Annotated in this window: 19 protein-coding genes; 8 read left to right on the top strand and 11 right to left on the bottom strand. The window is 65.8% G+C overall.

Annotated elements, in window-relative coordinates; genetic code table 11:
* Window positions 1-39 precede the first annotated feature (39 nt).
* Both ACFOOQ_RS18455 and ACFOOQ_RS18450 read right to left on the bottom strand, forming a co-directional pair.
* Window positions 40-3,195: an efflux RND transporter permease subunit gene (locus tag ACFOOQ_RS18455; RefSeq protein ID WP_379729097.1), complete on the bottom strand. Its 3,156-nt coding sequence runs from the start codon at window positions 3,193-3,195 to the stop codon at window positions 40-42.
* A 15-nt stretch (window positions 3,196-3,210) separates the two neighbouring features.
* The gene (locus ACFOOQ_RS18450) at window positions 3,211-4,359 is read right to left on the bottom strand and encodes an efflux RND transporter periplasmic adaptor subunit (RefSeq protein WP_379729096.1); all 1,149 of its coding nucleotides are present in this window, start codon (window positions 4,357-4,359) and stop codon (window positions 3,211-3,213) included.
* A gap of 137 nt (window positions 4,360-4,496) precedes the next feature.
* Here ACFOOQ_RS18450 and ACFOOQ_RS18445 point away from each other — a divergent pair, with 137 nt between their 5' ends.
* Both ACFOOQ_RS18445 and ACFOOQ_RS18440 read left to right on the top strand, forming a co-directional pair.
* Window positions 4,497-5,090, top strand: a complete 594-nt coding sequence (locus ACFOOQ_RS18445; RefSeq protein ID WP_379729095.1) for a TetR/AcrR family transcriptional regulator — start codon at window positions 4,497-4,499, stop codon at window positions 5,088-5,090.
* A gap of 153 nt (window positions 5,091-5,243) precedes the next feature.
* The gene (locus tag ACFOOQ_RS18440) at window positions 5,244-7,499 is read left to right on the top strand and encodes a methyl-accepting chemotaxis protein (protein ID WP_379729094.1); all 2,256 of its coding nucleotides are present in this window, start codon (window positions 5,244-5,246) and stop codon (window positions 7,497-7,499) included.
* 3 nt (window positions 7,500-7,502) lie between these two features.
* Here the strand turns inward: ACFOOQ_RS18440 and ACFOOQ_RS18435 are convergent, their stop codons facing one another.
* A complete protein-coding gene (locus ACFOOQ_RS18435; RefSeq protein WP_379729093.1) occupies window positions 7,503-9,416 on the bottom strand; it encodes a DUF6600 domain-containing protein in 1,914 nt (637 codons plus the stop codon).
* Between the two features lie 245 nt (window positions 9,417-9,661).
* Here ACFOOQ_RS18435 and ACFOOQ_RS18430 point away from each other — a divergent pair, with 245 nt between their 5' ends.
* Entirely contained in the window at window positions 9,662-10,777 is a 1,116-nt protein-coding gene (locus tag ACFOOQ_RS18430; RefSeq protein WP_379729092.1) for a patatin-like phospholipase family protein, read from the top strand.
* A gap of 8 nt (window positions 10,778-10,785) precedes the next feature.
* Here the strand turns inward: ACFOOQ_RS18430 and recG are convergent, their stop codons facing one another.
* Window positions 10,786-12,891, bottom strand: coding sequence for an ATP-dependent DNA helicase RecG (gene recG, locus ACFOOQ_RS18425; protein WP_379729091.1), 2,106 nt, complete (start codon window positions 12,889-12,891; stop codon window positions 10,786-10,788).
* Window positions 12,892-13,018: 127 nt separating this feature from the next.
* Here recG and ACFOOQ_RS18420 point away from each other — a divergent pair, with 127 nt between their 5' ends.
* Together ACFOOQ_RS18420 and mfd are read left to right on the top strand one after the other, a co-directional pair.
* Window positions 13,019-13,297 (top strand): succinate dehydrogenase assembly factor 2, encoded by a 279-nt coding sequence (locus ACFOOQ_RS18420; protein WP_379729090.1) that lies wholly within the window; start codon window positions 13,019-13,021, stop codon window positions 13,295-13,297.
* A 4-nt stretch (window positions 13,298-13,301) separates the two neighbouring features.
* A complete protein-coding gene (mfd, locus tag ACFOOQ_RS18415) occupies window positions 13,302-16,841 on the top strand; it encodes a transcription-repair coupling factor (protein WP_379729088.1) in 3,540 nt (1,179 codons plus the stop codon).
* A gap of 18 nt (window positions 16,842-16,859) precedes the next feature.
* On the opposite strand, the gene ACFOOQ_RS18410 is transcribed toward mfd, so the two are convergent.
* Window positions 16,860-17,399, bottom strand: coding sequence for a PAS domain-containing protein (locus ACFOOQ_RS18410; protein WP_379729087.1), 540 nt, complete (start codon window positions 17,397-17,399; stop codon window positions 16,860-16,862).
* The gene (locus ACFOOQ_RS18405) at window positions 17,396-18,040 is read right to left on the bottom strand and encodes a DsbA family oxidoreductase (protein ID WP_379729086.1); all 645 of its coding nucleotides are present in this window, start codon (window positions 18,038-18,040) and stop codon (window positions 17,396-17,398) included. Before ACFOOQ_RS18405 ends, ACFOOQ_RS18410 begins: the two co-directional genes overlap by 4 nt.
* Window positions 18,041-18,147: 107 nt before the next feature.
* Here ACFOOQ_RS18405 and ACFOOQ_RS18400 point away from each other — a divergent pair, with 107 nt between their 5' ends.
* Genes ACFOOQ_RS18400 through kefC form a run of 3 tightly spaced genes read left to right on the top strand, consistent with a single transcriptional unit; the run spans window position 18,148 to window position 21,347 of the window.
* Window positions 18,148-18,909, top strand: coding sequence for an SDR family oxidoreductase (locus tag ACFOOQ_RS18400; protein WP_379729084.1), 762 nt, complete (start codon window positions 18,148-18,150; stop codon window positions 18,907-18,909).
* Window positions 18,910-18,922: 13 nt separating this feature from the next.
* Window positions 18,923-19,525 carry a glutathione-regulated potassium-efflux system oxidoreductase KefF gene (gene kefF / locus ACFOOQ_RS18395; RefSeq protein WP_379729083.1) on the top strand — a complete coding sequence of 201 codons (603 nt, stop codon included), beginning with the start codon at window positions 18,923-18,925 and terminating at the stop codon, window positions 19,523-19,525.
* A gap of 7 nt (window positions 19,526-19,532) precedes the next feature.
* Entirely contained in the window at window positions 19,533-21,347 is a 1,815-nt protein-coding gene (kefC, locus tag ACFOOQ_RS18390) for a glutathione-regulated potassium-efflux system protein KefC (RefSeq protein WP_379729082.1), read from the top strand.
* A gap of 27 nt (window positions 21,348-21,374) precedes the next feature.
* On the opposite strand, the gene ACFOOQ_RS18385 is transcribed toward kefC, so the two are convergent.
* The 5 genes from ACFOOQ_RS18385 to ACFOOQ_RS18365 are packed head-to-tail and all read right to left on the bottom strand — an operon-like array spanning window position 21,375 to window position 26,724.
* Window positions 21,375-22,055: a hypothetical protein gene (locus ACFOOQ_RS18385; protein ID WP_379729081.1), complete on the bottom strand. Its 681-nt coding sequence runs from the start codon at window positions 22,053-22,055 to the stop codon at window positions 21,375-21,377.
* 60 nt (window positions 22,056-22,115) lie between these two features.
* Window positions 22,116-23,633 (bottom strand): acyl-CoA synthetase, encoded by a 1,518-nt coding sequence (locus tag ACFOOQ_RS18380; protein ID WP_379729080.1) that lies wholly within the window; start codon window positions 23,631-23,633, stop codon window positions 22,116-22,118.
* A 25-nt stretch (window positions 23,634-23,658) separates the two neighbouring features.
* A complete protein-coding gene (locus ACFOOQ_RS18375; RefSeq protein ID WP_379729078.1) occupies window positions 23,659-24,888 on the bottom strand; it encodes an MFS transporter in 1,230 nt (409 codons plus the stop codon).
* Window positions 24,889-24,898: 10 nt separating this feature from the next.
* Window positions 24,899-26,209 carry a TRAP transporter large permease gene (locus tag ACFOOQ_RS18370; RefSeq protein ID WP_379729077.1) on the bottom strand — a complete coding sequence of 437 codons (1,311 nt, stop codon included), beginning with the start codon at window positions 26,207-26,209 and terminating at the stop codon, window positions 24,899-24,901.
* Window positions 26,206-26,724, bottom strand: coding sequence for a TRAP transporter small permease (locus ACFOOQ_RS18365; RefSeq protein ID WP_379729076.1), 519 nt, complete (start codon window positions 26,722-26,724; stop codon window positions 26,206-26,208). The genes ACFOOQ_RS18370 and ACFOOQ_RS18365 overlap by 4 nt, the downstream gene beginning before the upstream one ends.
* Between the last annotated feature and the right edge of the window lie 4 nt (window positions 26,725-26,728).

Here is a 26,728-nt window from a genome sequence, read left to right as displayed (position 1 = left end):
ACGTGATCAGCGGCCCTTTTTCGTGGCAGAGACGACCGGTTATTCTGCCGCCCTTGAGTAGGGCTCCAGCACCTCGTGCGGCTCGGCTGCATGTTTCTTGCGGTTGAGCCGGGTCTGCACCTTGTCGAGGTAGATATAGATCACCGGCGTGATGTAGAGCGTCAGCAGCTGTGAGACGATCAGGCCACCGACGACGACGAGGCCGAGCGGCTGGCGCAGTTCGGCGCCGGCGCCGGTGCCCATGGCGATCGGCAGCGCGCCCATGATCGCCGCCATCGTGGTCATCATGATCGGGCGGTAGCGCAGCAGGCAGGCCTGCCGGATCGCGTCCAGCGCTTCCAGTCCCTCGTTGCGCCGTTTTTCCAGCGCCACGTCGATCATCATGATGGCGTTTTTCTTCACGATGCCGATCAGCATCACGATACCGATCATGGCAATCACGCTCAGGTCGGTCTTGAACAGGATCAGGGTGAGCAGGGCGCCGACGCTGGCGGCCGGCAGGCCGGACAGGATGGTGATCGGGTGGATGAAGCTCTCATACAGGATGCCAAGCATCACGTAGATCACGAAGACTGCGGCCGCCAGCAGCAGGCCCTGGCCTTTCACCGAATCCTGGAACACCTGCGCGGTACCCTGGAAGCTGGTGATGATGGTGGCGGGCAGGTTCATGTCGCGCTCAGTGGCGTGGATGACGTCGACGGCCTGGCCGAGCGAATAGCCCGGCGCCAGGTTGAACGAGATGGTCACCGCCGGCAGCTGGCCCTGGTGGTTGACCGTGCTGGGGCCGACGTTGCGCTTGATATGGGCAACGGCATCGAGCGGCACCAGATGGCCGTCATTGGCACGGACATAGATGTCCTTCAGCGATGACGGATTTTCCTGGTAGCGCGGCAACACCTCGAGGATCACCTCGTATTCGTTGGTCGGGGTATAGATCGTCGAGACCTGACGGTCGCCAAAGGCGCTGTATAGCGTGTTACGCACCGCATCGGCGCTGACGCCAAGCGTGGTCGCCTTCTCACGGTCGATGTCGATCAGCGCCTGCGGGCTGCGAATCTGCAGATCGCTGGAGACGTCCTGCATCTGCGGCAAGGTGCGCAGCCGGGCCTCCAGCTTCGGCACGATGTCCTGCAACTGATGGAAGTCATCACCCTGGATGGTGTACTGGTACTGGCTCTTGCTGAGCCGGCCGCCGACGCGGATGTTCTGGATGCTCTGCAGGAAGACCTGCATGTCGGGCAGCACCGACAGCTTCTGGCGCAGGCGCTGGATCACCGCATCGACCTTGACGCCATGCCGGTCTTCAAGCGGCTTGAGGCCGACGAACATGCGGCCCTGGTTGAGCGAACTGCTCAGGCCGCTGGTGCCGATCGAGGAGTTCACGGCATCGACGGCCGGATCGGCGAGGATGATCGCGGCGGCTTCCTGCTGCAGCTTGGCCATGCCATCGAAGGAAATATCCTGCGGCGCCTCGGTGACCACCAGGATCTGCCCGGTGTCTTCATTCGGGAAGAAACCCTTGGGCACCATGACATAGAGGTACCCGGTCAGCAGGATGGTGCCGAAGGTGAGCAGCAACACGGCGAAGCGGTGCTGCAGCACGAAGCCGAGGCTGCGGCCGTAGCCGTTCAGCGAGGCGTTGAAGCCGGCCTCGAACCAGCGGAGAATGAACAGTTCGCGCTTCGGCTTGCCGTTTTTTTCGCCGCCATGGCCATGGTCCTGGCGCAGGAAACGGCTGCACAGCATCGGGGTCAGGGTGAGGGAGACGAATCCGGAAATCAGGATCGCCATGCTGATGGTGACGGCGAATTCGTTGAACAGCCGGCCGACCACACCGCCCATGAACAGCACCGGAATGAACACGGCCACCAGCGACATGGTGATCGACATGATGGTGAAGGCGATCTCGCGCGACCCCTTCAGTGCGGCCTGCAACGGTGTCATGCCTTCCTCGACATGGCGGACGATGTTTTCCAGCATGACGATGGCGTCGTCGACCACGAAGCCGACCGACAGGGTGAGCGCCAGCAGCGACAGGTTGTCGATGGTATAGCCGAACAGATACATGCCGGCGAAGGCGCCGATGATCGATACCGGCAGAGCCAGCATCGGGATCACCGTGGCCGACAGGCTGCGCAGGAACAGGAAGATCACCATCACCACCAACGCAACCGTCAGGCCCAACGTGAACTGCACATCGTTGACCGATTCACGGATCGACTGCGACCGGTCAAGCAACACGTCGAGATTGACCTGGGCAGGCAGCACGGCGCGGAATTCCGGCAGCAGCGCTTTGACCCGGTCGACCACCTCGACGGTGTTGGAATCCGGCTGGCGCTGAATGGCGAGCGTGATGCTGCGCTTGCCATTATACCAGCTTGCTACCTTGTTGTTCTCGACGCCGTCGATGATCTGGGCGACGTCGCTGAGCCGGACCGGATTGCCATTGCGGTAGGCGATGATCAGTGACCGGTAGGCGGCCGCGTTGGCGAGCTGGGCGCTCGCCTGCAGGGTCACGGCCTGGCGTGGCCCGTCGATCTGGCCGACCGGAACATTGGAATTGGCAGCGGCCAGCGCATTGGCGATATCATCGAAGCTGATGCCGGCTGCCGAGATCGCCTTCGGGTCGACCTGGACACGCACGGCATATTTCTGGGCACCATAAACCGAGACCTGCGCCACGCCGGTCAGGGTCGAGAGGCGCTGCGCGATCACCGTCTCGGCATACTCATCGACGGTGGACAGCGGCAGGGTGTCGGAGTTCAATGCCAGGAACAGGATCGGCTGGTCCGCCGGATTGACCTTGCGGAAACTCGGCGGGGTGGTCATTTCCTTGGGCAGCAGGCGGGACGCTGCCGTGATTGCCGATTGCACGTCGAGGGCGGCACCGTCGACATTGCGGCCGAGATCGAACTGCAGGGTGATCTGCGTGGTGCCGAGTCCGTTCACCGAGGTCATCGAGGTGATGCCGGCAATGGTGGAGAACTGCTTCTCCAGCGGCGTTGCCACCGCAGACGCCATCGTCTCCGGGCTGGCACCCGGCAACGAGGCCGAGACGTTGATGGTGGGAAAGTCGACGCTGGGCAATGCGGCTACCGGCAGCAGGCGGTAGCCGAAAATGCCGACGACGACGAAGGTGACCATCAGCAGCGTCGTCATGACCGGACGACGGATGCACAATTCGGGAAGCGTCATCCGGCGGCTCCTGGCTCAGGCCTTGGGTTGCGCATCTGCGGCGTCAGGCTGTGGGCGTGGCGCCACTTTCACGCCATCGCGAATCCGCAGCTGACCGGAGGTGACCACGGTATCGCCGGGCTCGACACCCTTGGCGATGACGGTCTGGTTGCCGATGGTACGAGAGACCTCGACCGGCCGGACGTGGGCTATCGAATTGGCATCGACGACGAATAGGTAATTGCCGTTCTGCCCGGCCTGTACGGCAACGTTCGGGACCACCACGGCATTGGGATCGACCCGCAGGGTGATCAGCACGTTGACGAACTGGCCCGGCCAGACGGTTTCCTTGTCGTTGGCAACAGTGGCACGCACATTGATGGTATTGGACGCGGTGTCGATGGCATTGTCGAAATAGCTGACCACACCGGTCAGGGGCTCGAATTCGTTGTTCTGGCCGCGGATCTGCACCTCGACCTTTTCGCGGGCCATGGCGGCGCGCAGCTCGGCGAGGTCGCCCTGGGTCACCGAGAAGGAGACATAGATCGGTTTGATCTGGTTGATGGTGACCAGCGTCGTGGTGTCGTTGGCCTTCACGTTGCTGCCGAGCTTGAAGTTGACAGTTCCAAGCCGGCCGCTGATCGGCGCCTTGATCACGGTATAGGACAGCTGCGCCTGCAGATTCTCGATCTGCGCTTCATCGGCCTTTACCGCGGCTTCCTGTACCGCCACGTTGGTGCGTGCGGTGTCGACGCTCTGGCGCGACACGTATTCCTTCTGCTGCAGCGGGGTCAGGCGGTCGAGGTCGCGCCTAGTATTCTCGAGCTGCGCCTTGTCGCGGGCGAGGGTGGCCTGCGCTTGATGCAACTGGGCGGTCGGCTGCCGGTCATCGAGACGGAACAGCACATCACCGGCCGTGACGGTCTGGCCGTCATGCACCAGCACCTCGGAGATCACGCCGTCGATCCGTGATTTCACGGCGACGCTGGCAATGGTCTGTACGCGGCCGATCGTGCCGATCTGCACCGGCATCGCCTTGGCGATTACCGGCGTGACCACCACGCCGACCGCCGGTTTCGGTGCATCGGCGGCACGGCCTTCAGCATCGCTGCGTGGTGCATATATCGCGTAAGCTCCAGCGACCACGCCAGCCAGCAGGATCGCCGCGAGCAGCAAACGTTTCATTTTATGACGCCCCTGGGGATAATTGCCTGGCCCTGCGGCTTGTCACCACACCCGCACCAAACCACTCGACAAGACGCCGCGGAGCCGTCAGAATAAATAGAACTTGCCAGTTCTATTGTCAAACCGGATTTATGAAAATGAAAACTGCTGGCGCGCAGGAGGAAACCGTCGAAGGCTGGCGCGAAGCCCGCCGCAGCCGGATTCTGGCCGCCGCAACCACCCTGTTTGCCAACCGGGGCTTCGCCGATGTCCAGATGGACGACGTCGCCCGCCTCGCCGGCATGGGTAAGCCTACATTATATCGGTACTTTCCGTCCAAGGCAGAATTGTTTTTGGCGGCCTTCGACGGCCTGCTGGATGGCATAGATGTCCGGTTGCAGGAGATCGCCAGCTCGGGCCGCTCGCCGCACCAGCAGGTGGCAGAGATGATCGATGCGCTGGTCGGCGGGCTGGCCGACCAGATTGCCACCCTGCCGTATCTGGAAGGCGAAAGCCCGGACCTGGCCGGCCGCTGGCGCGTCGCCTATCGCCGGCGCCGGCGGCAGATTCTCGGCCGTCTGCAGACGGTGCTGGAGGCCGGAGTGGCGGCCGGCGAGTTCGCTCCCCTCGACACCGAGGTCATACCGGCCCTGATCATGGGCATGGTGCGCGGCGGCCTGACCGGGGCGCAGGTGCCGGTCGATCGTATCGCGGCGGGCATCAAAGCCCTGGTGCTGGGTCTCCGACCATAGCAGAAAAACCAACAGTAGTTTTAGGGGGCGGCCAGCCGGTACGGCAGGTTTAGCTGCGCGCGATTCATAGACGAATGCAGCAGATGTAACGGCGCTGTCATCACGACCGCCTATGGTCGCGGCACTCAAAAACAATAATCCCCGGACTCTAGTATGCGTATCTCAATTGGACAGCGGATTGGCGCCATCATTCTGGGCGCTGTTCTTGCCGTCGGCGTAGCTGCCGGCGCCTATGTTTTCGAGCGGCTGACGGTTGCCCACGCCCAGCACAATCTCGACCGCGCTGCCGACGTCAAGCTGGCTGCACTCACCATCAATCGCCGCTTCCTCGAATACCGCGATGCCGTCAACCGCGCGGTCTTTGCCAATGATGCCAGCCTCGGCGACCATCTGGTGAAGATGCGTGATGTTATCGACGGCGATCTCAAGGTGGCGACCGATCTGGTGGCCGGCACGCCGCTGGCCGATCCGCTGAAGGCGTTGGCCGAGAAGACTGAAACCGCCTGGGGCGCCAATAACCGTCTGATGCGGGCCAAGACGGCGATCGGCTTCAACAACAATAACGGCCTACGCGGGGCCCTGGTCAAGGCCGGTGCCGAATTCCAGAAAACCGCGCAAGCCGTGCAGAAAGAGGCGGCCCAGCAGAACAATGCAGCCCTTGACGAGATTGCCCGCATCGCCCTGCAATTACGCGCCGTGGAATTCAAGTATTCCCTGGACGCGGATCTCTATGACCTGGAAGACGGTTTCGACGCGGCAGTCGCAGCACTCGACAAGATGCTGCCCGCTGCACCGTTGCCCGATGCGGGCAAGGCCGCGTTGAAATCGCAGCTTGCGGCCTATCGCGCCGCCGCAGCCAAATTCGGTGAAACCAACGAGGCCATGGTTGGTGCACAACGCGCCGCCGACCGGCTGTGGACCGATCTCGGGCCGATGGCTAATGCGCTGGCTGAACAGGCCGAGCAGCAGGAGGAGGCCGAGAGGGCCGGTCTGGCGGCACTGCAACAGCATATTCTGATGCTGTCCGCCGGTATCGTGCTCGGCATCCTGGCCATCATCCTGGTGGTCAGCGTGATAGTGGCGCGCGGTATTCTGCGGCCGATTCAGCGCATGACCGCGGCCATGGATGGCCTTGCTGAGGGTAACCTTGAGATCGCCAGCCCGGACGCCGGCCGCGGCGACGAGATCGGTGCCATGGCGCGAGCCTATGAAGTCTTCCGGCAGCACGAAATCGACCGGCGCCAGATGGCCGAAGCCGAGCAGCAGCGCGAACGGGCACATCTGGCGGAGCAGACGGCCCAGCGGCAGCGCGAGGCAGCAATGGCGGCCGAGATCGCGACGCTGACCCGGGCCATTTCCGCTGGCGACCTCGATCAGCGCCTGTCGCTGGATGACAAGGATGGCGACTTCCGTGAGGTCAGCCGGAACATCAACCAGCTCACCGATACCCTGCAGGCTGTGATCGGAGAATTGTCGGTTGTGCTGGCGGCCCTGTCCGAAGGCGAACTCGGCCGCAGCATGCGCGGCGAGTATCGCGGCGTTTTCGGCGGACTGAAGCGTTCGGCCAACGATCTGGCTGCGCGGCTGGCGGAATTCGCCGAGCGGCTCGGCAGCTCCACCAACGTGGTGCGCAGTGCATCGGCCGAGATTTCCGATGGCGCGGAAGACCTGGCCCGGCGTACCGAAAGCCAGGCCGGCACGCTGGAGGAAACTGCGGCCGCCATGCAGCAGATCACAGTGACCGTGCGGCAGAATGCCGATAATGCGCAGGAAGCCGACCGGCTGGCGGCGACGGCACGGACCAATGCCGAACGCGGCGGTGGTGTGGTCAGCAACGTGGTGTCTGCGATGGAGCGCATCGCGGACAGCGCCCGGCGGATTGCCGACATCATGGGGCTGATCGACGAGATCGCTTTCCAGACCAACCTGCTGGCGCTGAATGCCTCGGTGGAAGCCGCCCGCGCCGGCGATGCGGGCCGCGGTTTTGCCGTGGTGGCGCAGGAGGTGCGGGCGCTGGCGCTGCGCTCGGCCAATGCCTCGAAGGACATCAAGACCCTGATCCAGACCTCGAATACCGAGGTGAAGGCCGGCTCGCAGCTGGCCCATGAGGCGGGCGCCAGCCTCGGCGACATCGTGGCGTCGATCCGCAAGGTGTCGGGGATCGTGGGCGAGATTGCCGCGGCCAGTGCCGAGCAGGCGCGCGGCCTCGATCAGGTCAACGACGCGGTCACCGGCATGGATGAACTGACCCAGCGCAACTCCGCGCTCGTCGAGGAAACCCATGCCTCGGCCCGGGCCCTGGCCGGCCAGGCGCGCGAACTGGCCGATCTGGTCGGCTTTTTCCGTAGTTCCGGGGCCGAAGCGGAAGCACCGGACTCCGTCGCCGCGCTGCCGCAGGCCGCCGAATAACGGCTATTCCGGCGGATCCGGCGCGCGCTCCTTGTTATCGGACTGCCGGCTTCGATGCTGACTGTCGCGGCGCTGGCTGTCCTGTTGCTGCGTGGCCTGCTGCTGTGCGCGGCGCTGCTGTTCCTGATGCTGCATGGTGTCGCGTTGCTGGCGCAGCCGGATGTCCTGCTGCCGGCGCTGGTCCGACTCACGCGCAACGCGCTGTTCATCCTCGCGCCGGGCGGCTTCATGTTGCTGCATGCGGGCATCCTGCTGCCGGCGGCTGTCCTGCTGGCGGGTGATGTCGGCCTGCACCGCGGGCTGCGCCGCGGACTGACGGGGCCGGCTCATGTGGTCATGGCCCTGCGGCGGTTTCTGTTGCGGCAGGTGGGCCTGCGGCTGCGACCGGGATTGCGGCGCGATCTGCGCTGATGGACGCCGGACTTCAGCCTGCGACTGACTGCGAGGCTGGATACGAGGGCCGGGCGCCGTGGCGTGGATGGCCTGCACCGCGGCAGGCCGGATCGCCGGCTGCCGGTTGGGGTGCAGGTTGGCATATTGCTGCCGGGATACCTGCGTCACGCTATGCTGCACCGGCCGTGCATCCCGCATCACTGTGCGGTTTACCACCGTTGCCCCGGCGACGTTGTGATAGCGGTTGATGGTCGCCCGATTGACGGTCGAGACATTGGTCACACGGGTGATGTTGGTGACATGGGTGATATTGACGTTGCGGATATACGTGCGGCTGACGCGGTAGGGCGGGTAATAGGCCTCGTGCCAGCCGAGCGGCACCCAGCCGACGTCACTGGTCAGCACGCCGATGCTGGCGCCGCCGCCAAAGAAGACGACCAGGGCAGGGGCATAGACCGGACGCGGCCGACCGTAGCGCACATCGACATGCAGGCCGGGACTCCAGGCCCAGCGATCATGGATCACGACCCAGCGGCCGTAATGGAACGGCGCAAAGCCCCAGGGCTCATCGGCAACCCAGGTCCAGCCCCAGGGTGCCACCCAGGCCCAGTGGCCGTCGCGATAGGGTACCCAGCCGGCAGAGACCGGCGGATACCAGACATTGCCGTAGTCCGGCGCGGTCGACCAGGTGCCGACGGCGGCCAGGTCCTGGGCACCGGTCATGCCCGAGACCTGCTGTGGCAGGGCGGCTGCCGGCGGCGGGGCCGCAGCGGTGGACGGCGTCGGGGCGGGGCGGTCTTCCGCCGCCAGCACGGACTGGGTGAAGGCATCCGGCCGGGCGGCGGCCAGGGTTATCTGCGCGGGATCGGCGCTGTCGAGCGGACCGCTGAGCGATGCGGTCTGGCCGGCCGGGACCGCATGATCGCCGATCTTTGCCGCGCCTTCGAGCACGGTGGCGGTGGTCGGATGGTCGTCGTCGCCGGCGGCGACAACATAACGGCCGCGGGCAGTGACATCGAGATCGCCGCGTGGCGTACGGATCGTGTAACGCTCGCCGGCCACAAGGCTGTCGACCTGCAGGTAGACGCTGCCCTGAGGCACGCTGGCGGCAAGGGTGCTGTCGTCGAGGGTGGCGATGTCGAGCTCGGTACCGCCATCCATCACCAGGCGGCTACCGCTGCCGATCTGCAGCATGGCCCGCGCGCCGGGTTCGGTCCAGAGCGCATTGCCGGAGGTGACCGGATAGTTCAGCGACGCGGGACTCCACTGGTCGGCATCGGCCGTATGGAAAGACACCGTGCCGTTCATCTGCGCCAGCCGGCCGACGCGGGCAGGCGGGTCGCCGGCCGCAGTCTGGGCGGTGATCGGCGGTCCCGGCGCGACCTGAGGGGCGGTCTGCGGTTGCGGTGCTGACTGGCCGTAACAGGCCGGTGCGGCCGCCAGCAGCGCCGCCAGTATGGTCAGCGCGGGCAGGGGCCGCCGGAAGAACGGGATGGTTCGGGGATTCAGCATCATCATCATCATGGCTCGCTCCGGGCTGCAGCCGGCCGACACCTGTCGTCGTCTGCCTTCCACATCACGGGCGATCTGTGGCGGCTTTGTGTCGGGATCGGCGCCTTTTCGCGGCAGAGCGGGTGACCATCCGGTGACCGGGCAGACTCGGACTCGAATATTGCAACGCAGCATTTCAATTGGCTAAAAAATTATAGTAATACCAACGCATTATAATGAATCATTGAATTTTCATATTGCAGCGCAATATTAGCGGGATGGTTATTCACGATATCAGTGACCCCGTCATCCCGCCGGTCGCCCCGCTCTGGCGTCGCCCGCAGGCTTTGCTGGGCAGGATCAGACCGGCGCTGAATGCCGTGCTGCGTCCGGCGCAGACGGGGCCGCGCCGGCTGTCGCTGGCGCTGCAGGGTGGCGGCTCGCTCGGCGCCTTCACCTGGGGCGTGCTCGACCGGCTGCTGGAAGACGACGGCGTTGTCATCGATGCCGTCAGCGGTGCCAGCGCGGGTGCCGTGAATGCCGTGGTGCTGGCCGATGGCCTCGCCGCCGGTGGCCGGCCCGACGCCCGGCGGCGGCTGGAGCGCGTGTGGCAGCGGCTGAGCAAGGCCGGGTCGCTGGGGCCGTCGGGCGAACATCCGATGGCATCGCTGCTGTCCGGTAATCCGTTTCTCACCTCGGCCGCTAACGCCATGGCCTCGATAGCCTTTGACATGTCTACCCGGATGCTGTCGCCCTATCAGGCCAATCCGCTCGACATCAATCCGCTGCGCGACATCCTGGCGCAGGAGGTCGATTTCGAACGCCTGCGCCGCGCGGCGCCGGTGAATCTGCTGGTCTCGGCGACCCGGATCCGCGATGGCGGGTCGCGGATTTTCCGCAACGACGACATCTCGCTTGATGCGGTGATGGCCTCGACCTGCCTGCCATCGTTGCATCACGCCGTCTCGATCGATGACGACTGGTACTGGGATGGCGGCATCTCGGCCAATCCGCCGCTGCTGCATCTGGCGGCCACCTCGCGGGCTGATGACCTGCTGCTGGTGCAACTGACGCCCTGCGAGGATGTCGACCTGCCGCGCGACCGCCAGCAGATCACCAAGCGGCTGAACCAGATCGTCTTCGGCCTGCCGCTGCGTCGCGAGCTCGACCTGCTGGCGATCACCACCGAACTGCATCGCCGGCGCGGCATCTTCGGCTCGGCATTGGGGCGCAAATTGCAGCGTCTGAAACTGCACCGGCTCGCCGCCGAGGATTCCCACGACGACCTGCAGTCGGCCAGCGCGATCAATCTCGACTGGAAATTCCTCACCGGCCTGCGCGACAGCGGACGCCGTGCCGCCGATGGCTGGCTGAAGGCGCTGCCGCCGCGGTAGGCGTTGGTCTAGCCTGAGCGCAGGTACTGGATCGCGGCGTCGCGTTCGAACAGATACAGCAGCACGCGCAAGGCTTGGCCGCGCTCACCGGCCAGCTCGGCATCGCGTTCGAGGATCAGCCTGGCATCGTCGCGGGCGGCGACCAGCAGTTCGCCGTGCGCGGCAAGATCGGCGAGGCGGAAGTCCGGCAGGCCGCTTTGCCGCGTGCCCAGCACCTCGCCGGCGCCACGCAGGCGCAGGTCTTCCTCGGCGATGCGGAAGCCGTCATCGGTCTCGCGCAGGATGGTCAGTCGCGCCTTGGCGGTTTCGCCAAGCGGCCCGGAATAGACCAGCAGGCAGGCCCCCGGTCGGCCGCCGCGCCCGACCCGGCCACGCAGCTGGTGCAGCTGGGCGAGGCCGAAGCGCTCGGCATGCTCGATCACGATCAGGGTCGCTTCCGGCACGTCGACGCCGACCTCGATCACCGTGGTGGCGACCAGCAGCCGGGTCGCGCCGCTGGCGAAGGCTTCCATGGCGGCATCCTTGTCGGCGGCCTTCATCTGGCCATGTACCAGACCAATCACCGGGCCGAGTTCCGGCTCCAGCGCCAGTTTCAGTGCCGAATGGCGCTCGGCGGCGGCGGCGAGGTCGCTCTGCTCGTTTTCCTCGACCAGCGGACAAACCCAGTAGACCCGCTCGCCGGCCTCGATCTTGCGCTTCACCGCCGCCACCACATCCATGTAGCGGTCAGCCGCCACGGTACGGGTATCGACCGGGGTGCGGCCCGGCGGCTTCTCGGTCAGCAGCGAGACATCCATGTCGCCATAGGCGGTCAGCGACAGGGTGCGCGGGATCGGCGTCGCCGTCATCACCAGCACGTCGACACCGCCTTTATCCCGTTGGCCTTTTGCCGCGAGGCCGAGCCGCTGGCTGACGCCGAAGCGGTGCTGTTCGTCGATCACCGCCAGTGCCAGGTCGTGGAAGGCGACGTCGTCCTGGAACAGCGCATGGGTGCCGACCAGAATGTCCACTTCGCCGCCGGCCAGCCGCTCCAGCAGGGCGGCGCGCGCCTTGCCCTTGTCGCGGCCGGTCAGCAGCGCGATGCGCAGGCCGAGCTGTTCGCAATAGGGGGCCAGCGTGTCGGCATGCTGGCGGGCGAGGATTTCCGTCGGTGCCATCAGCGCGGCTTGGGCGCCGGCCTCGACGCAGGCCAGCATGGCGTTCAGCGCCACCATGGTCTTGCCGCTGCCGACATCGCCCTGCAGCAGCCGCAGCATGCGTTTGTCGGACGCCATGTCGCCGGCGATCTCGGCATTGGCCTGGCGCTGGGCATTGGTCAGCGGCCAGGGCAGCAGCTTTTCGAGCCGGTCGCGCAGGCGGCCGTCGCCCTTGAGCGGCCGGCCGGACAACCGCTTCAGCCGGCGACGCACCAGCAGCAGGGCCAGCTGGTTGGCCAGCAGTTCGTCATAGGCGAGCCGCTGGCGGGGCAGTGTGGACGGCTCAAGGTCCGCCTGGCTTTCCGGCCGGTGCGCCATCATCAGGGCGGCATGCCAGCCGGGCCAGCCCTGTTTTTTCTGGTACGCCGGGTCGAGCCATTCCGGCAGCTCGGGGGCCTTGGCCAGCGCGCCGTCGATGATCTTGGCCAAGGTGCGCGGCGCGAGGCCAGCAGTCAGCGGATAGACCGGCTCGACGGTGGCGAGCTGGTCGGATTCCTCCAGAGTGCCGATGCGGTCGGGATGGGTCATCTGCGGCCGGCCGTCGAACAGCTCGATGGTGCCGCTGACCACCCGGATTTCGCCCTCGGGCAGGCTGCGCTTGAGGAAATCTTCCCGGCCGTTGAAGAAGACCAGCGTGAGTTCGCCGCTGCCGTCATGGGCGGTGATGCGATAGGGCAGGCGCGGCATGCGTGGCGGCTGGTGGCGGTCGATGGTCAGCGTGATGGTGGCGATCCGGCCAGGCTCGGCCTCGGCAATGCTGGGCCGGTAGCGGCGGTCGATCAGGCCGGCGGGCAGGTGCCACCACAGGTCCTGCACGCGTCCGCCGGCCAGCTTCTCGACCAGCGGAGCGAGGCGGGGGCCGCAGCCTTTCAGGCTGGTGATCGGCACAAAGGCGGGAAACAGCGATTCCGGGCGCATGGAGGACGGAAATTACCCTGAATACCTTGAGAATCCGAGGCTTGCCGTACTATATCCTGCCCCGACCCCCGAGACAGCCCACAGGCAGGCCCCAGAACCGGGCCACACTGACCGGCCGGAGACAGGCATGACCGAGCCCCAGAGCGAGGATATCGAGACCCGCCGCAAGCGCCTGCTGCATCGCAGCCGCTATACCGGCATGAAGGAAACCGATCTCCTGCTCGGCGGCTTCGCCGCGCGTCACCTGCCGACCTTCACCGACGTCGAGCTCGACCAGTACGAAAATCTTCTGGAAAACTACCCCGACCCGCAGATCTACGCCTGGGCGATCGGCCGCGAGCCGGTGCCGGCGCATCTGAGCACCGGGGTGATGAAGCTGCTGCGCGCCTACCGGCTGCCGCTCTGACGTCATGACCTTCATGCTGCCGAATATCCTGACCCGGCCGGGTCGCTGGGCTTTGGCCGGCGCACCCGAGGGGCAGGACGCGCGCCTGCTGATCGCGCTGACGCGGCGCCAGCAGGCGGCCGGCCTGCTGCATGTCTGCCGCGACGATGCCCGCATGGCGACCTTGGAAGCGGCGCTGCGGTTCTTCGCGCCGGAGCTGAATGTCCTGACCCTGCCGGCCTGGGACTGCCAGCCCTATGACCGCGTGTCGCCCAATGCCGAGATCGCCGCCCGGCGCATGGACACACTGAGCCGCATCGCCGGCGGCCTGCCCGACGACCCCTGGCTGTTGCTGACCACGGTGAATGCGGCGCTACAACGCCTGCCGGCGCCGGATTACCTGCGCCGCACCGGGTTCAGTACCGCGAAAGGCAGCCGCGTAGCGCCGGACACTCTGGTTGCCTATCTTGCCGGCAATGGCTACCGCCGCGTCTCGACGGTGATGGAGCCGGGCGAATTCGCGGTGCGCGGCGGCCTGGTCGACCTGTTTCCGCCGGGCAGCGAGGCGCCGTACCGGCTCGATTTCTTCGGTGACGAGGTGGAGAACATCCGCCGCTTCGATCCGCTGACCCAGCGCACCATCGACACGGTTCTCGACCTGTCGCTGACGGCGATGAGCGAGGTGCCGCTCGATGCCGATGCCGTCGGCCGGTTCCGCAGCGGCTATCGTGAGCTGTTCGGCACGGTGACCAAGGAAGACCCGCTCTACGAGGCGGTGTCGACCGGCCGGCGCCAGATCGGCATGGAACACTGGCTGCCGCTGTTCTTCGACCGGCTGGTTACCGTGCTCGACTATGCTCCGCAGGCCGTCGTGACGCTCGACCATCTGAGCAGCGATGCCGCCGACGAGCGGCTGAAGGCCGTGGCCGACCACTACGATGCCCGCCGTGCCGCGATGAAACGCGGACTGGAGGAGGGCGGTGCACCCTACAAGCCGCTGCCGCCGGAGCGGTTGTATCTGACCAGCGGCGAATGGGAACAGCGGCTGGAGAAGCGCCCCACCGGCCAGCTTTATCCCTTCGATGCCGCCGGCGGCCCCAACATCACCGTGGTCGATCTGGGTGGCCGGCCCGGGCGCGACTTCGCGCCGGAGCGCGCCCAGGCGGCGCAGGCCGCCGAACACCGCGAGGCGAGCAAGGTCGGCGTCTATGATGCGCTGGGCGGCCATCTGGCGAAACAGGCGCAGGCCGGCCGCCGCGTGCTGTTCGCGACATTCTCGGCCGGCGCCGCCGACCGGCTGGGTCATGTACTCGCGGATCACGGCATCTCGACGCCGCAGATGGTGGAGCGGGCCGCCGATCTCGATGGTCTGCCGAAGTCGGTTGCCGCCATCGCCGTGCTGCCGCTCGAGCATGGCTTCGAGGCGGCCGATCTCTGCGTCGTCGCCGAGCAGGACATCCTCGGTGATCGTCTGGTGCGGCCGCGCCAGAAGAAGCGCCGGGCGGAGAATTTCATCGCCGAGGCCAGCGCCCTGCAGCCGGGCGATTTCGTCGTGCATATTGATCACGGCATCGGCCAGTACAAGGACCTGGTGACGCTCGACGTTGCCGGGGCGCCGCACGATTGCCTGCTGCTACAGTATGACGGCGGCGACCGGCTGTACCTGCCGGTCGAGAATATCGAGATGCTGTCGCGCTACGGCTCGCCGGATGCGGAAGTGACCCTCGACAAGCTCGGTGGCGTGGCCTGGCAGAATCGCAAGGCGCGCATGAAGCAGCGCCTGAAGGACATGGCCGGCGAGCTGATGAAGATCGCCGCCCAGCGCGAATTGCGCCGTGGCGAGCAGGTCACGCCGCCGGATGGCCTCTACGAGGAATTCTGCGCCCGTTTCCCCTACGACGAGACCGGCGACCAGGCTCGCGCCATCGCGGAAACGCTGGAAGACCTGGGCTCCGGCAAGCCGATGGACCGGCTGATCTGCGGCGATGTCGGCTTCGGCAAGACGGAGGTGGCGTTGCGGGCGGCCTTTGCCGCCGCCATGGCCGGCCAGCAGGTGGTGCTGGTCTGTCCGACCACCCTGCTGTGCCGCCAGCATTACCGCACTTTCTTTGAACGCTTCCGCGGCTTGCCGATCCGCATCGAACAGCTGTCACGCATGGTGACGGCCAAGGCGGCGACGTCCACCAAGAAGGGGCTGGCCGACGGCACCGTCGACATTGTGATCGGCACCCATGCGGTGCTGTCGAAAAGCATCGAGTTCATGCGGCTCGGCTTGCTGATCATCGACGAGGAGCAGCATTTCGGCGTCAAGCACAAGGAGCGCCTGAAGCAACTCAAGGCCGAGGTGCATGTGCTGACCATGTCGGCGACGCCGATCCCGCGCACCCTGCAGCTTGCCCTGTCCGGCGTGCGTGAGCTCAGCCTGATCGCCACCCCGCCGGTCGACCGCCTGGCCGTGCGCACCTACGTCACGCCCTTCGATCCGGTGGTGATCCGCGAGGCGCTGCTGCGCGAGCACTTCCGCGGCGGCCAGAGCTTCTTCGTCTGCCCGCGCATCGAATTCCTCGATACCGCGATGGCGTTCATCCGCGACCATGTGCCGGAACTGAAAGCCGTGGTCGCCCATGGCCAGATGGCGCCGACCGACCTCGACGACGTGATGAACGCGTTCTACGACCGGCGCTATGATGTTCTGGTGGCGACCAATATCGTCGAAAGCGGCCTCGATATCCCGTCCGCTAATACGCTGGTGGTCTATCGTGCCGACCTGTTCGGCCTGGCGCAGATGTACCAGCTGCGCGGCCGCGTCGGTCGCTCCAAGCTGCGGGCCTATTCGTATTTCACCTACCAGGCCGGCCGGCTGCTCAGCACCTCGGCGGAGCAGCGCCTGCGCGTGCTGCAAAGCCTCGATACGCTCGGTGCCGGCTTCACCCTGGCCTCGCATGATCTTGACCTGCGCGGCGCCGGCAACCTGCTCGGCGAGGAACAATCGGGCCATATCCGCGAGGTCGGTTTCGAGCTGTATCAGGAGATGCTGCAGGAGGCGATCGTGGAGGCGCGGGCGACAGCCCGCGGCGAGACTGGTGCCGGCAGCGAGAAATGGTCACCGCAGATCCAGATCGGCACGGCGGTGCTGATCCCGGATAGCTATGTCGCCGACCTCAACCTGCGTATGCAGCTCTACCGCCGGGTCGCCGATCTCGAGAGCCGCGACGAGATCGACTCGTTTGCGGCCGAGTTGATCGACCGCTTCGGCCCGCTGCCGGCCGAAGTGCAGCATTTGCTGGATATCGTGGCGATCAAGCGGCATTGCCGCGATGCCAACATCATGAAGATCGAGGCCGGCCCGAAGGGCGCGACCTTGACCTTCCGCGACAACAAATTCGCCGATCCGGCCGGGCTGGTGCTGTTCATCCAGTCGGAGCGCGGCAAGGCCAAGCTGCGGCCCGACCACAAGGTGGTGTTCATCCACGACTGGCCGGAACCCGAGCAGCGCCTGAAAGGCGTCATGCATATTGCCTCGCGGCTCGGCGAGATTGCCGTGAAGGCGAAGAAGGCCGCCTGACAGCTAGCGGTCCGGCTGCTAGCTGATCGGCTGGCCGGGCATGCGCTCGGCCTTGTCCGGCGGAAAGCTCTGGCCGGCGCCGATCCAGCCGACGCTGCCGTCGGGCGCGAACAGCGGCACGGCGACCACCTCGAGCGACCAGTCCTGGCCCAGCGCCCGCGTGTCCATCCCGCCGTAGACCGGCCGGCCGGTATGGTAGACCATGCGGGCGCCCTGGATCAGGAGCGGCCGGAACACCGGATTGGGGTGGTCATCGAGCCACTTGCCGGTCAGCTCGGTGCCGAGCCGCTGCACCACGTCGGTGCCAGCCAGCCGGTAGCGGAAGCGCAGCGGATCTTTCTGGACCTCCAGCAGCGACAGCGAGCCGAGCAAGAAGCGCAGCCGCAGGGGATCGAGGAAATCCTTGCCCGGGCGCCGCCCGGCATTGGCCTCGGCGAACCACAGCGACAGGAACTGCCGCACATTGGGGTCGCGAACCCGGTCGGCATCGGAAACCGCCTCGATCACGGGAAGCGCCGGGGTGCCGGGAACCGGTCCCCCCGTAACCTCAGGGGTCACGCCTCGTCGCCGGCGGTACCGCCGGCCACCTGGTCGATCACCTGCAGCAGGACGTCCGGCTCCTGCGCGCCCGGCACGCCGTATTTGCGTTCGAAGATGAAGAAGGGCACCCCGGTCACGCCGAGCTGGCGGGCCATCATGTCCTCCTGCTGGATGACATCGGCATCGCGGTCTTCGTCCAGCAGGCTCTTCACCAGGGCGCCGTCCATGCCTTCTGCGGCAGCGGCATCGGCCAGTACCTGGTGGTCGCCGATATCCTGTCCCTCGATGAAATACAGGTTGAACAGGCGTTCCTTCAGTTCGTTCTGCACGCCGGCGCCGAGTGCCCAGCGCAGCACCGTATGGGCCGCCAGTGTATTGGGGGTGCGGCGGATGCCGTTGAAGTCGAAGGGGATGCCTTCCTTGGCGCCCTCGGCACTGATCCGGGCGTAAATCTGCTGGGCTCGTTCGGGGCCGCCGAACTTGGTTTCCAGATAGCTCTTCCGGTCGGCGCCGTCGCGCGGCATGTCCGGATTGAGCTGGAAGGGTCGCCAGCCGATCTCGAAGGGGATATCGGGGCGCTGGGCCAGCGCCTTTTCCAGGCGGCGCTTGCCGATGAAGCACCAGGGGCAGATGACGTCGGACACGATTTCGATTTGCATGCCGCAACGGTAGCGCAGTCATGGTCGCCCGGCCAGTCCTGACCGCCGGCCCCTTGACCACAATTCCGGGAGGCGGGACGATCCGACTGGAAAATCAGGAGGAATCGATGTCGACGGGAATCAGTCTGAAGGGGAAGGTGGCGCTGGTGACCGGGGCCTCGAGTGGTCTGGGCGAGCGGTTTGCCGAGGTGCTGAGCAGCGCCGGTGCCGCCGTGGCGCTGGCGGCCCGGCGCACCGAGCGGCTGGCCGATCTGGCCGGCCGGATCAATGCGGCCGGTGGCCGGGCGATCACGGTGCGGCTCGACGTCAACGACCATGGCAATATCCAGGCGGCCTTCGCCGAGGTGGCAGGCCAACTCGGCGGCGTCGATATCCTGGTCAACAATTCCGGCGTCAGCAAACAGGGCAAGATCACCGATGTCACGCCGGATGATTATGACTTCGTCATGGACACCAACACCAAGGGCGCCTTCTTCGTGGCGCAGGCGGCGGCGAAGGACATGATCGCCCGCAAGGCGGCCGGCCGGATCATCAACATCGCCTCGGTGGCCGGCCTGCGGGTGCTGGGCCAGCTTTCGGTCTACTGCATGTCGAAGGCCGCCGTCGTGCAGATGACCAAGGCGATGGCGCTGGAATGGGCGCGTTACAACATCAATACCAATGCGATCTGCCCGGGCTATATCGAGACCGAGATCAACCGCGACTACTGGAGCACCCCGGGCGGCCAGAAGCTGGTCGAGATGCTGCCGCGCAAGCGGGTGGGCGCGCCGGAGGATCTCGACGGCCTGCTGCTGTTGATGGCCTCCGACGAGGCGCGGTTCATCAACGGCGCCATCGTGGCGGCCGACGACGGCCTGTCGGTCACCTGAAAAAGGATACTGCGTGAGTATACCGGAGACCGACAAGCCGAAGATCCTGGTGCTGTTCGCGCACCCCTATCCACAGCTGTCGCGGGCCAACCGCTCGATGATCGATGCGGTGCGTGACCTGCCGCATGTGACAGTGCATGACCTCTACGAGACCTATCCGGATTTCCATATCGATGTGAAGCGCGAGCAGGCCCTGTTGGCTGCCCATGATGTCATCGTGATGCAGCATCCGTTCTACTGGTATTCCTGCCCGTCGCTGCTGAAGGAATGGATGGATGCGGTACTCGAATACGGCTGGGCCTATGGCAATGGCGGCACTGCCCTGCAGGGCAAGGACCTGGTGCAGGCGATCTCCACCGGCGGGCCGGACTATGCCTATCGCGAGGACGGCTATAACCGCTATCCGATGGAAGACCTGCTGCGTCCTTTCGAGCGCTCGGCCACGCTCTGCGGCTTGACCTACCGGCCGCCTTACCTGTTCCAGGGCGTGCGCCTGAAAAGCCAGCAGGAAGTAGAGGCCCATGCGGCCGCCTATCGCCACTGGCTCGATGGTTATGCCCATCCCGCGCAGCAGGCTGCCTGCGCCCAGCCGGTGGTTCCGGCCACCGACCGCTGAGGACGCCATGGACCAGCACAGCCTGCTTGCCAATACCGTTGTCTACCTTGCGGCCGCAGTCATCGCCGTGCCGATTGCCAAGCGGCTGCGGCTTGGCTCGGTGCTCGGCTATCTGATTGCCGGCATCATTGTCGGCCCCTGGGGCCTGCAACTGATCACCGATGTCGAGGCGATCCTGCATTTCTCCGAATTCGGCGTCGTGATGCTGCTGTTCGTGATCGGCCTGGAGCTCAATCCGCGCCGCCTGTGGCAGATGCGCGGCCCGATCATCGGGCTCGGCGCCGGGCAGGTCGGCCTGTCGGCGTTGGCTTTCGCGGCGATCTTTCATTACGCCGTCGGCTGGGCGCCGGCAGCAGCGGTCGTTGCCGGACTGGCGCTGTCACTGTCGTCGACGGCGATTGCCCTGCAGCCGCTGGAGGAACGTCACCTGATGGGCACGCCGGGTGGCCGGGCGGCTTTCTCGATTCTGCTGTTCCAGGATATTGCGGTGATCCCGATGCTGGCCCTGCTGCCGCTGCTGGCGGCGGCCCCGGCGGTGGCGGCCGGCACCGGCGGCTGGCTTGGCGCCGGCAAGGCGGTGGCGGCGATTGCCATCGTCATCATCGGCGGCCGTTTCCTGACCCGGCCGGTGTTCCGCCTGATCGCCAGCACCGGCATGCGTGAGGTATTCACTGCGGCTACCCTGCTGCTGGTGATCGGCATCGCACTGCTGATGCAGCTGGCCGGCCTGTCGATGGCGCTCGGCGCCTTCCTCGCCGGCGTGCTGCTGGCGGAATCGGAATACCGGCATGAGCTGGAAAGCGACATCGAGCCCTTCAAAGGCCTGCTGCTCGGCCTGTTCTTCGTGGCGGTCGGCATGTCGGTGGATTTCGGCCTGCTGGTGACCCGGCCGGGTGCCGTCCTCGGCCTCGTCGCGCTGCTGCTGGCGATCAAGGCTGTCGTGCTACTGGTGATGGCGCGGCTGGGCAAGGTGCCGGCAAGCCAGACGGCATTGCTGGCCTTTTTGCTGGCGCAGGGCGGCGAATTCGCTTTCGTGCTGCTGGGTAGCGCGGCGGGGCTCGGCGTGCTCAGTGGCGACAGGGCCGCGCTACTGACCGTCGCGGTGGCACTGTCGATGGTGAGCGCGCCGCTGCTGGCGGTGGTCAACGACCGGCTGATCGAGCCGCGCTTCACGAAGATCGACGACCGGCCGCATGACATGCCGGAAGACGACGGCAATCCGGTGATTGTCGCCGGCTTCGGCCGTTTTGGCCAGATCGTCGTCCGCCTGCTCTATGCCAACCGCGTCGGCGCCACCATCCTTGATCACGACCCTGAGATCATCGATACGCTGCGCAAGTTCGGTTTCAAGGTGTTCTACGGCGATGCAACGCGGCTGGACCTGCTGGAGGCTGCCGGCGCCGCGCGGGCCAAGATCCTGGTGGTGGCGGTGGACGATACTGAATCCTCGCTGGCACTGGTCGATCTCGCCAAACAGCATTTCCCCAACCTGAAGATCATCGCTCGGGCCCGCGACCTGCCGCATGCAGTGGAACTGATGAACCGCGAGGTGCCGGTGATCGAGCGCGAGACCTTCCGCTCGGCGCTGCGGATCGGCGAGGAGACGCTGAAGATGCTCGGCATGCCGGCCTATACGGCACGCCAGCGGGCCCTGACCTTCAAGCAGCATAACGAGATGTTGCTCGACCAGATCCACGACCACTGGGACGAGGACCTGCAGAAGCGCATCACCTTGCAGCAGCAGGCCCGCGCCCGCCTGATGCAGAATCTGGAAGAGGACGAGAAGGCTGCCGCCGAACAGCGCGGCCTGGGTTGGGATTAAAGCGGACCGGACTAGCCGAACAAAACCCTAGACTGCCACGCCCATGCGACGCAGCATCTGCTGGCTTTCCGCCGTGGCGGTACCGGGCCCGAAGGTCATGCGGCCGCTGAAGCTACCCGACAGGCGGTTCATCAGTTCGCTATAGCGTGTCCACAGGGCCTGCCGCTCGCCGTCGCTGGTGGCGCCATTCCACTCCTTCACATAGGCAGCACCGGTCTGCAGCAACGCCAGCCTGTCATTCTGTCCGGCAACGTCGCGGTAGGCCTGGGCCAGGGCCGGATCGTCCTGGAACAGCTTGGCGATATCGGCCGCATGCGGGTTGCTGTTGTCGACGATGATGCGGTGATCGGCGCCGATGCTGAGGTTGACCGGCTGGGTCGGGTCGAGTTTGGCCGCAGCCAGGCGCTGCCGCAGCAGCCCGGCAAATTCTGCCGTGTGCTGGCGGGTTGTGCCGGTCGCCCGGTCGAGATTTACCGTGCCGGTGGCGGGGTCGAAGGCTTTGCCGAACAGGGTCTTTGCCAGCTCGTCGGGTCGCGGCGCACCATTGGCCGGTGCAGCGACCGGCTTGCCGGCAGCCTGCTTTTCGGCAAGGTATTCCGCGAATTTCCCGGCAGCCTGGGCGGCCGGCGTATGGATCGCGATATTCTGGTTGGCGGTTGTCAGGTCGCCGAACTGGGCTTTGGCGGTGGCTGTGGTCGACAGGCTCATGGCAATCCCCATACACAATGTTACAGGGATGATTGCAAAGCCGGTGCCAGTTACAGAATGTCAGTCGAGCGCAAGTTTCTTGCGCTGTACCTTGCCATTGGCGGTGCGTGGCAGGCTGGTGACGAAGCGCCATTCACGCGGGCATTTATAGGCGGCCAGCCGGTCGGCGGCGAACTGGCTGATCACGGCCGAGGTCAGTGTCTGGCCTTCACGCAGCACGATGAAGGCGGCGACCACCGAGACATCGGCACGCACCTTCGCCTCGGTCACGGCGATTTCGGCAATCGCCGGATGTTCGGCCAGGGCGGTTTCCACCTCGACCGGCGAGACGCGATAGCCCATGGCGTTCATGATGTCGTCGTTGCGGCCATGGTGCCAGACATAGCCATCGGCATCGATGCTGGCGAGATCCCCGCCGCAGAACCACTCGCCGCGATAGACCAGCGCCTCTTCATCGGGGCGCTGCCAGTAGCCCAGCATCAGCGAGGGGTCGGAGCGGTGCACGGCCAGCAACCCGATACTGCCGGCCGGCAGCAGTTCAGGGCTGTCGCTGTCGGGATCGAGGATGGCGACGCGGCGGCCGGGCTGCGGCCGTCCCGGACTGCCCGGCCGGATTTCCATGCCGGGTCCGGTGGAGATGTAGGTCGAGATCTCCGACATGCCGAGTGCCTCATAGAGCGGCTTGCCGGTGCGTTCTTGCCATTCGCCGAGCAGGCCGGCGGGCAGTGCCTCGCCGGCCGTAACGCCGTGGCGGAAGGCGGAGAGATCGCGGGCCCCGAGATCGCAGTATTTCAGGATCTGGCGATACAGCGTCGGCACCGCGGCGAACATTGTCGCCTTGTGCTTTTCCAGCAGCGCCGGCCAGACCTGCACGTCGCGCGGGCCATTGTAAAGCACCGTGGTGGCGCCGACCGCCCAGGGATCGACGAGGCCGACACCCAGTGTGTAGGTCCAGTTGAAGGCGCCGGCATGCAGCATCACGTCGCTGTCGCGCAGGCCGAGCCAGCCCTGATGCATCGGCCGGCGGCCCCAGGCGGCGCGCTGGGCATGCAGCACGCCCTTCGGCTTGCCGGTGGTGCCGGAGGTATAGACCAGATAGGCCGGATCGTCGGCGGCGGTATCGGCGTAATCCACCAGCGGCGCCGTCTGCTTCAGGGCAGCCAGACGCGGCGGATCGAGCAGCAGGACGCCCTCGGGCAACTGCAGGCTAGCAGCGAGTTCCGCGCTGGCGGCCACGGCGGCGGCGCCGGAATTCTCCAGCAGGTAGGCGGCCTCGGCCGTCGTGAGCTGCGCGCTCGACGGCAGCGCCACATAACCGGCCGCCATGGTCGCAAAATAGGTCAGCGCATAATCGGCGTCATTGGCCATGCGGATCATGATGCGGCTGCCGCGCGGCAGGCCGAGCCCCTGCAGGCCGGCGGCCAGCCGCCGCACGGCGAGGTCGGCCTCGCCGAAGGTCATGCGGGTCTCGTGATCGGCGCCGACCAGGATCATCGCGGTCTTGTCGCCGCGCAGGCGGGCATTCTCGGCCAGGCAGTAGCGGGCGATGTTGAAACGGGCGGGAGCAGGTTCGATCATGGCGGCAATTCGGACTGGCTGTGGCTCAGGCGGCTTGGCGTGGTTTGGCATCCGGTGTGCGCAGGTAGAACAGCAGGGCAGACAGCAGCAGCGCCGCCTGCAGGCCGAACATGGTGCGGTAAGCGGTTTCGACCCCCATGGTGCCGGAAGCCATCAGCCAAGTCATCAGATAGCCGGTGGCAATCTGCTGGAAGGCTGCCCCGCCCATGGTCCCGATATTCAGCGTGGTGAGTCCGCGGCCGACCAGATGGGCGGGGAATACCGAGCGTGCATGGGCATAGGTCATCACCATGCAGCCGTTCATCAGGCCCATGACGGCGAACAGCACAGTGATGACCGTGACTCCGAGCCCCGGCACCGCGGCGATGGTGGCCAGGCAGCTGAGCTGCACGCCGATGCCGACGGCCAGCAGCCATTTCCGGGTATTGAACACCCGGTCGAGCGGTCCCCAGACGAAAAATCCGGTTGCTGCGCCAATGGCCATGAAGATCAGCACGTTGCCGCGTCCCGCCGCATCGAGGCCATAGACGTCATGCAGGAAGGGCCCCGCCCACAGGCCGAGGATGGTGATAAAGATCGCGTAGACGTTGAAGAAGATGGCGAACAGGGAAGGAAAGGCCGGGTGGCGGATCACCGTGCCGATGCCGCGCAATGTCTGCCGGATGGTTTCCGGTGCTGCCGCTTCGTTTCCCGCGGTGGCGGGACGGTCGCGAATCGCCAGCCAGGACAGGCCGAACAGCAGCACGGTCAGGGCCGCGGTGACAAGAAAGGCGCCGCGCCAGCCGAAGGCGGCTGAGAAGGCAGCCAGCGGCGCGGTGGAGGCGATGACGCCGAGATTGCCGACCGCAAGCAGTATTCCGGAGACCTGCGCGAAACGTTCCGGCGGATACCAGTGCGAGAACATCACCAGTGGCCCGGTCAGCAGCGCGGCGCAGCCAAGGCCGAGGATGACCCTCGCGAAGGTGAGTTCGGCGAGGGTCTGCCCCATGGCGAAAGCCAGGGCGCCGACCAAGGCAATCACCAGCGAGACGAGGATGGTGCGGCGCGGGCCCCAGCGGTCGAGGGCGATGCCGACCGGGATCTGGCTGAGCGAGAAGGTCAGGAAGAAGGCGCCGGTCAGGATGCCAAGATCGTCCGGCGTCAGATGCAGTTCGACCATCAGGTCGGGACCGATCACCGCATTGGCAGATCGGTAGAACTGGCTGATCACATAGGTGATGCTGGTGCAGACCAGGATACGCGTGGCTGCGGACATACAGGACTGCCTAGCGCTTCATCAGGGTATCGGGCAGCCAGGTCGCGATCTCGGGAAAGATGCAGATCAGCAGGATCGCCAGCATCATGCACAGCATGAAGGGTAGGGCCCCCTTCAGGATTGTGGGCAGGCTGACATCCGGCACGATGCCGTTGATGACGAAGAGGTTGAGGCCGACCGGCGGCGTGATCAATCCGAGTTCCATGTTGATGGTCAGGATCACGCCGAACCAGACCGGATCGAAGCCGGCATTGCTGATGATCGGGGCCAGGATTGGCGTGGTCATCAGGATGATGGCGGCCGGTGGCAGGAAGCAGCCGGCGATCAGCAGCAGGACGTTGATGAACAGCATCAGCACCCAGCGATTGATCTCCAGCCCGGCAATCCACTGCGCCACCGACTGGGTGACGAACAGGCTCGACATCATGTAGGAGAACAGGATCGAGGTGGCGATGATCATCAGCAGCATGCCGCTTTCGCGCATGCCGTCGCGCAGGATCTGCCACAGATGCTGGATGTTCCAGATCCGGTAGACGACGATCACCATCACCAGGCACAGCATGGCGCCGACGCCGGCCGCTTCCGATGGGGTGGCGATGCCGCCGTAGAGGGCATAGACGACGCCGGCGATGACAACGAGGAAAGGCACCACGCGCGGCAGCAGTTCCAGCTTTTCGGCCAGCGTGTAACGGCGGTCGAAGTCGACCAGCCGCTCGCCGCGTTTCCAGCTCAGAAACAGCGCCCAGGCCATGAACAGTACGGTCAGCAGCAGGCCGGGCAGCACGCCGGCCAGGAACAGCTTGCCGATCGACGTTTCCGACGCGATACCATAGAGGATCATCGTCACGCTGGGCGGGATCAGGATGCCCAGCGTACCGCCGGCGGCAATCGCCCCGGTGGCGAGGTCGGCCGAATAGCCGCGCTTGCGCATCTCCGGGATGCCCATCTTGCCGATGGCGGCGCAAGTCGCCGGCGAGGAACCGGTCAGCGCGGCAAACAGCGCGCAGGCACCGATATTGGAAATCACCAGCGAGCCGGGGACCCGGTTGAGCCAGCGGTTCAGCGCCTCGTAGAGGTCGCCGCCGGCCCGCGACGAGCCGATGGCAGCGCCCATGATGACGAACATCGGGATCGAGACCAGCGTGAAGTCGTCGAGCCCGGAGAACAGCGTATCGGCCAGGAAGTCGATGCTGCGGAAGCCCTCGAAGGCGATCAGGAAGCCCAGCGAGACAATGCCGAGGCCGAAGGCAATGGGAATTCCGGTGGCGAGAACGGCAATGGCGACAAGGCAGATCAGCACGCCGAGGTGCAATTCACTCATAGTCCATCCTCGGGCCGCAGGCCGAACGGCATCTCGCGGCCGGTGGCGATCGCCCAGATATCCGCCACGTATTGCAGACAAAGCAGGCCCATGCCGACCGGCACGGACAGGAAGGGAATCCACATGCGGGCGCGCCACATGGAACTGGTCAGGCGGTTGGTGTCGAAGGCTTCCTGCCACCAGGGCACCGCGTTCCACAGCACGGCAAAGCAGAAGGCCAGCGCCATCACCGACGAGAGCAGCGCCAGCGTCATGCGACCGCGATGGCCGAGCACCAGCGGCAGCAGGTCGACATTCACATGGCCGCGGGTCAGCAGCACATAGGGGGCACCGACGAAGGTGGCGGCGATCAGCGAGAAGATGACAAATTCGGTCTGCCAGATGGTCGATTGCCCCAGCACCTGGCGCTGGAAGATCATCTGGCAGACGACAATGATGCTGAGCAGGATCAGCAGGGTTGAGACCACCCCGCTGATCCGCGACAGCATTTTTACGATGGTGATGAAATGCTGCATGGAG

This window comes from Ferrovibrio xuzhouensis, from assembly GCF_042648965.1.
Lineage (GTDB): Bacteria > Pseudomonadota > Alphaproteobacteria > Ferrovibrionales > Ferrovibrionaceae > Ferrovibrio > Ferrovibrio xuzhouensis.
The sequence above is the reverse complement of the archived record's forward strand: the minus strand, read 5'-3'. Positions and strand labels throughout refer to the sequence as shown.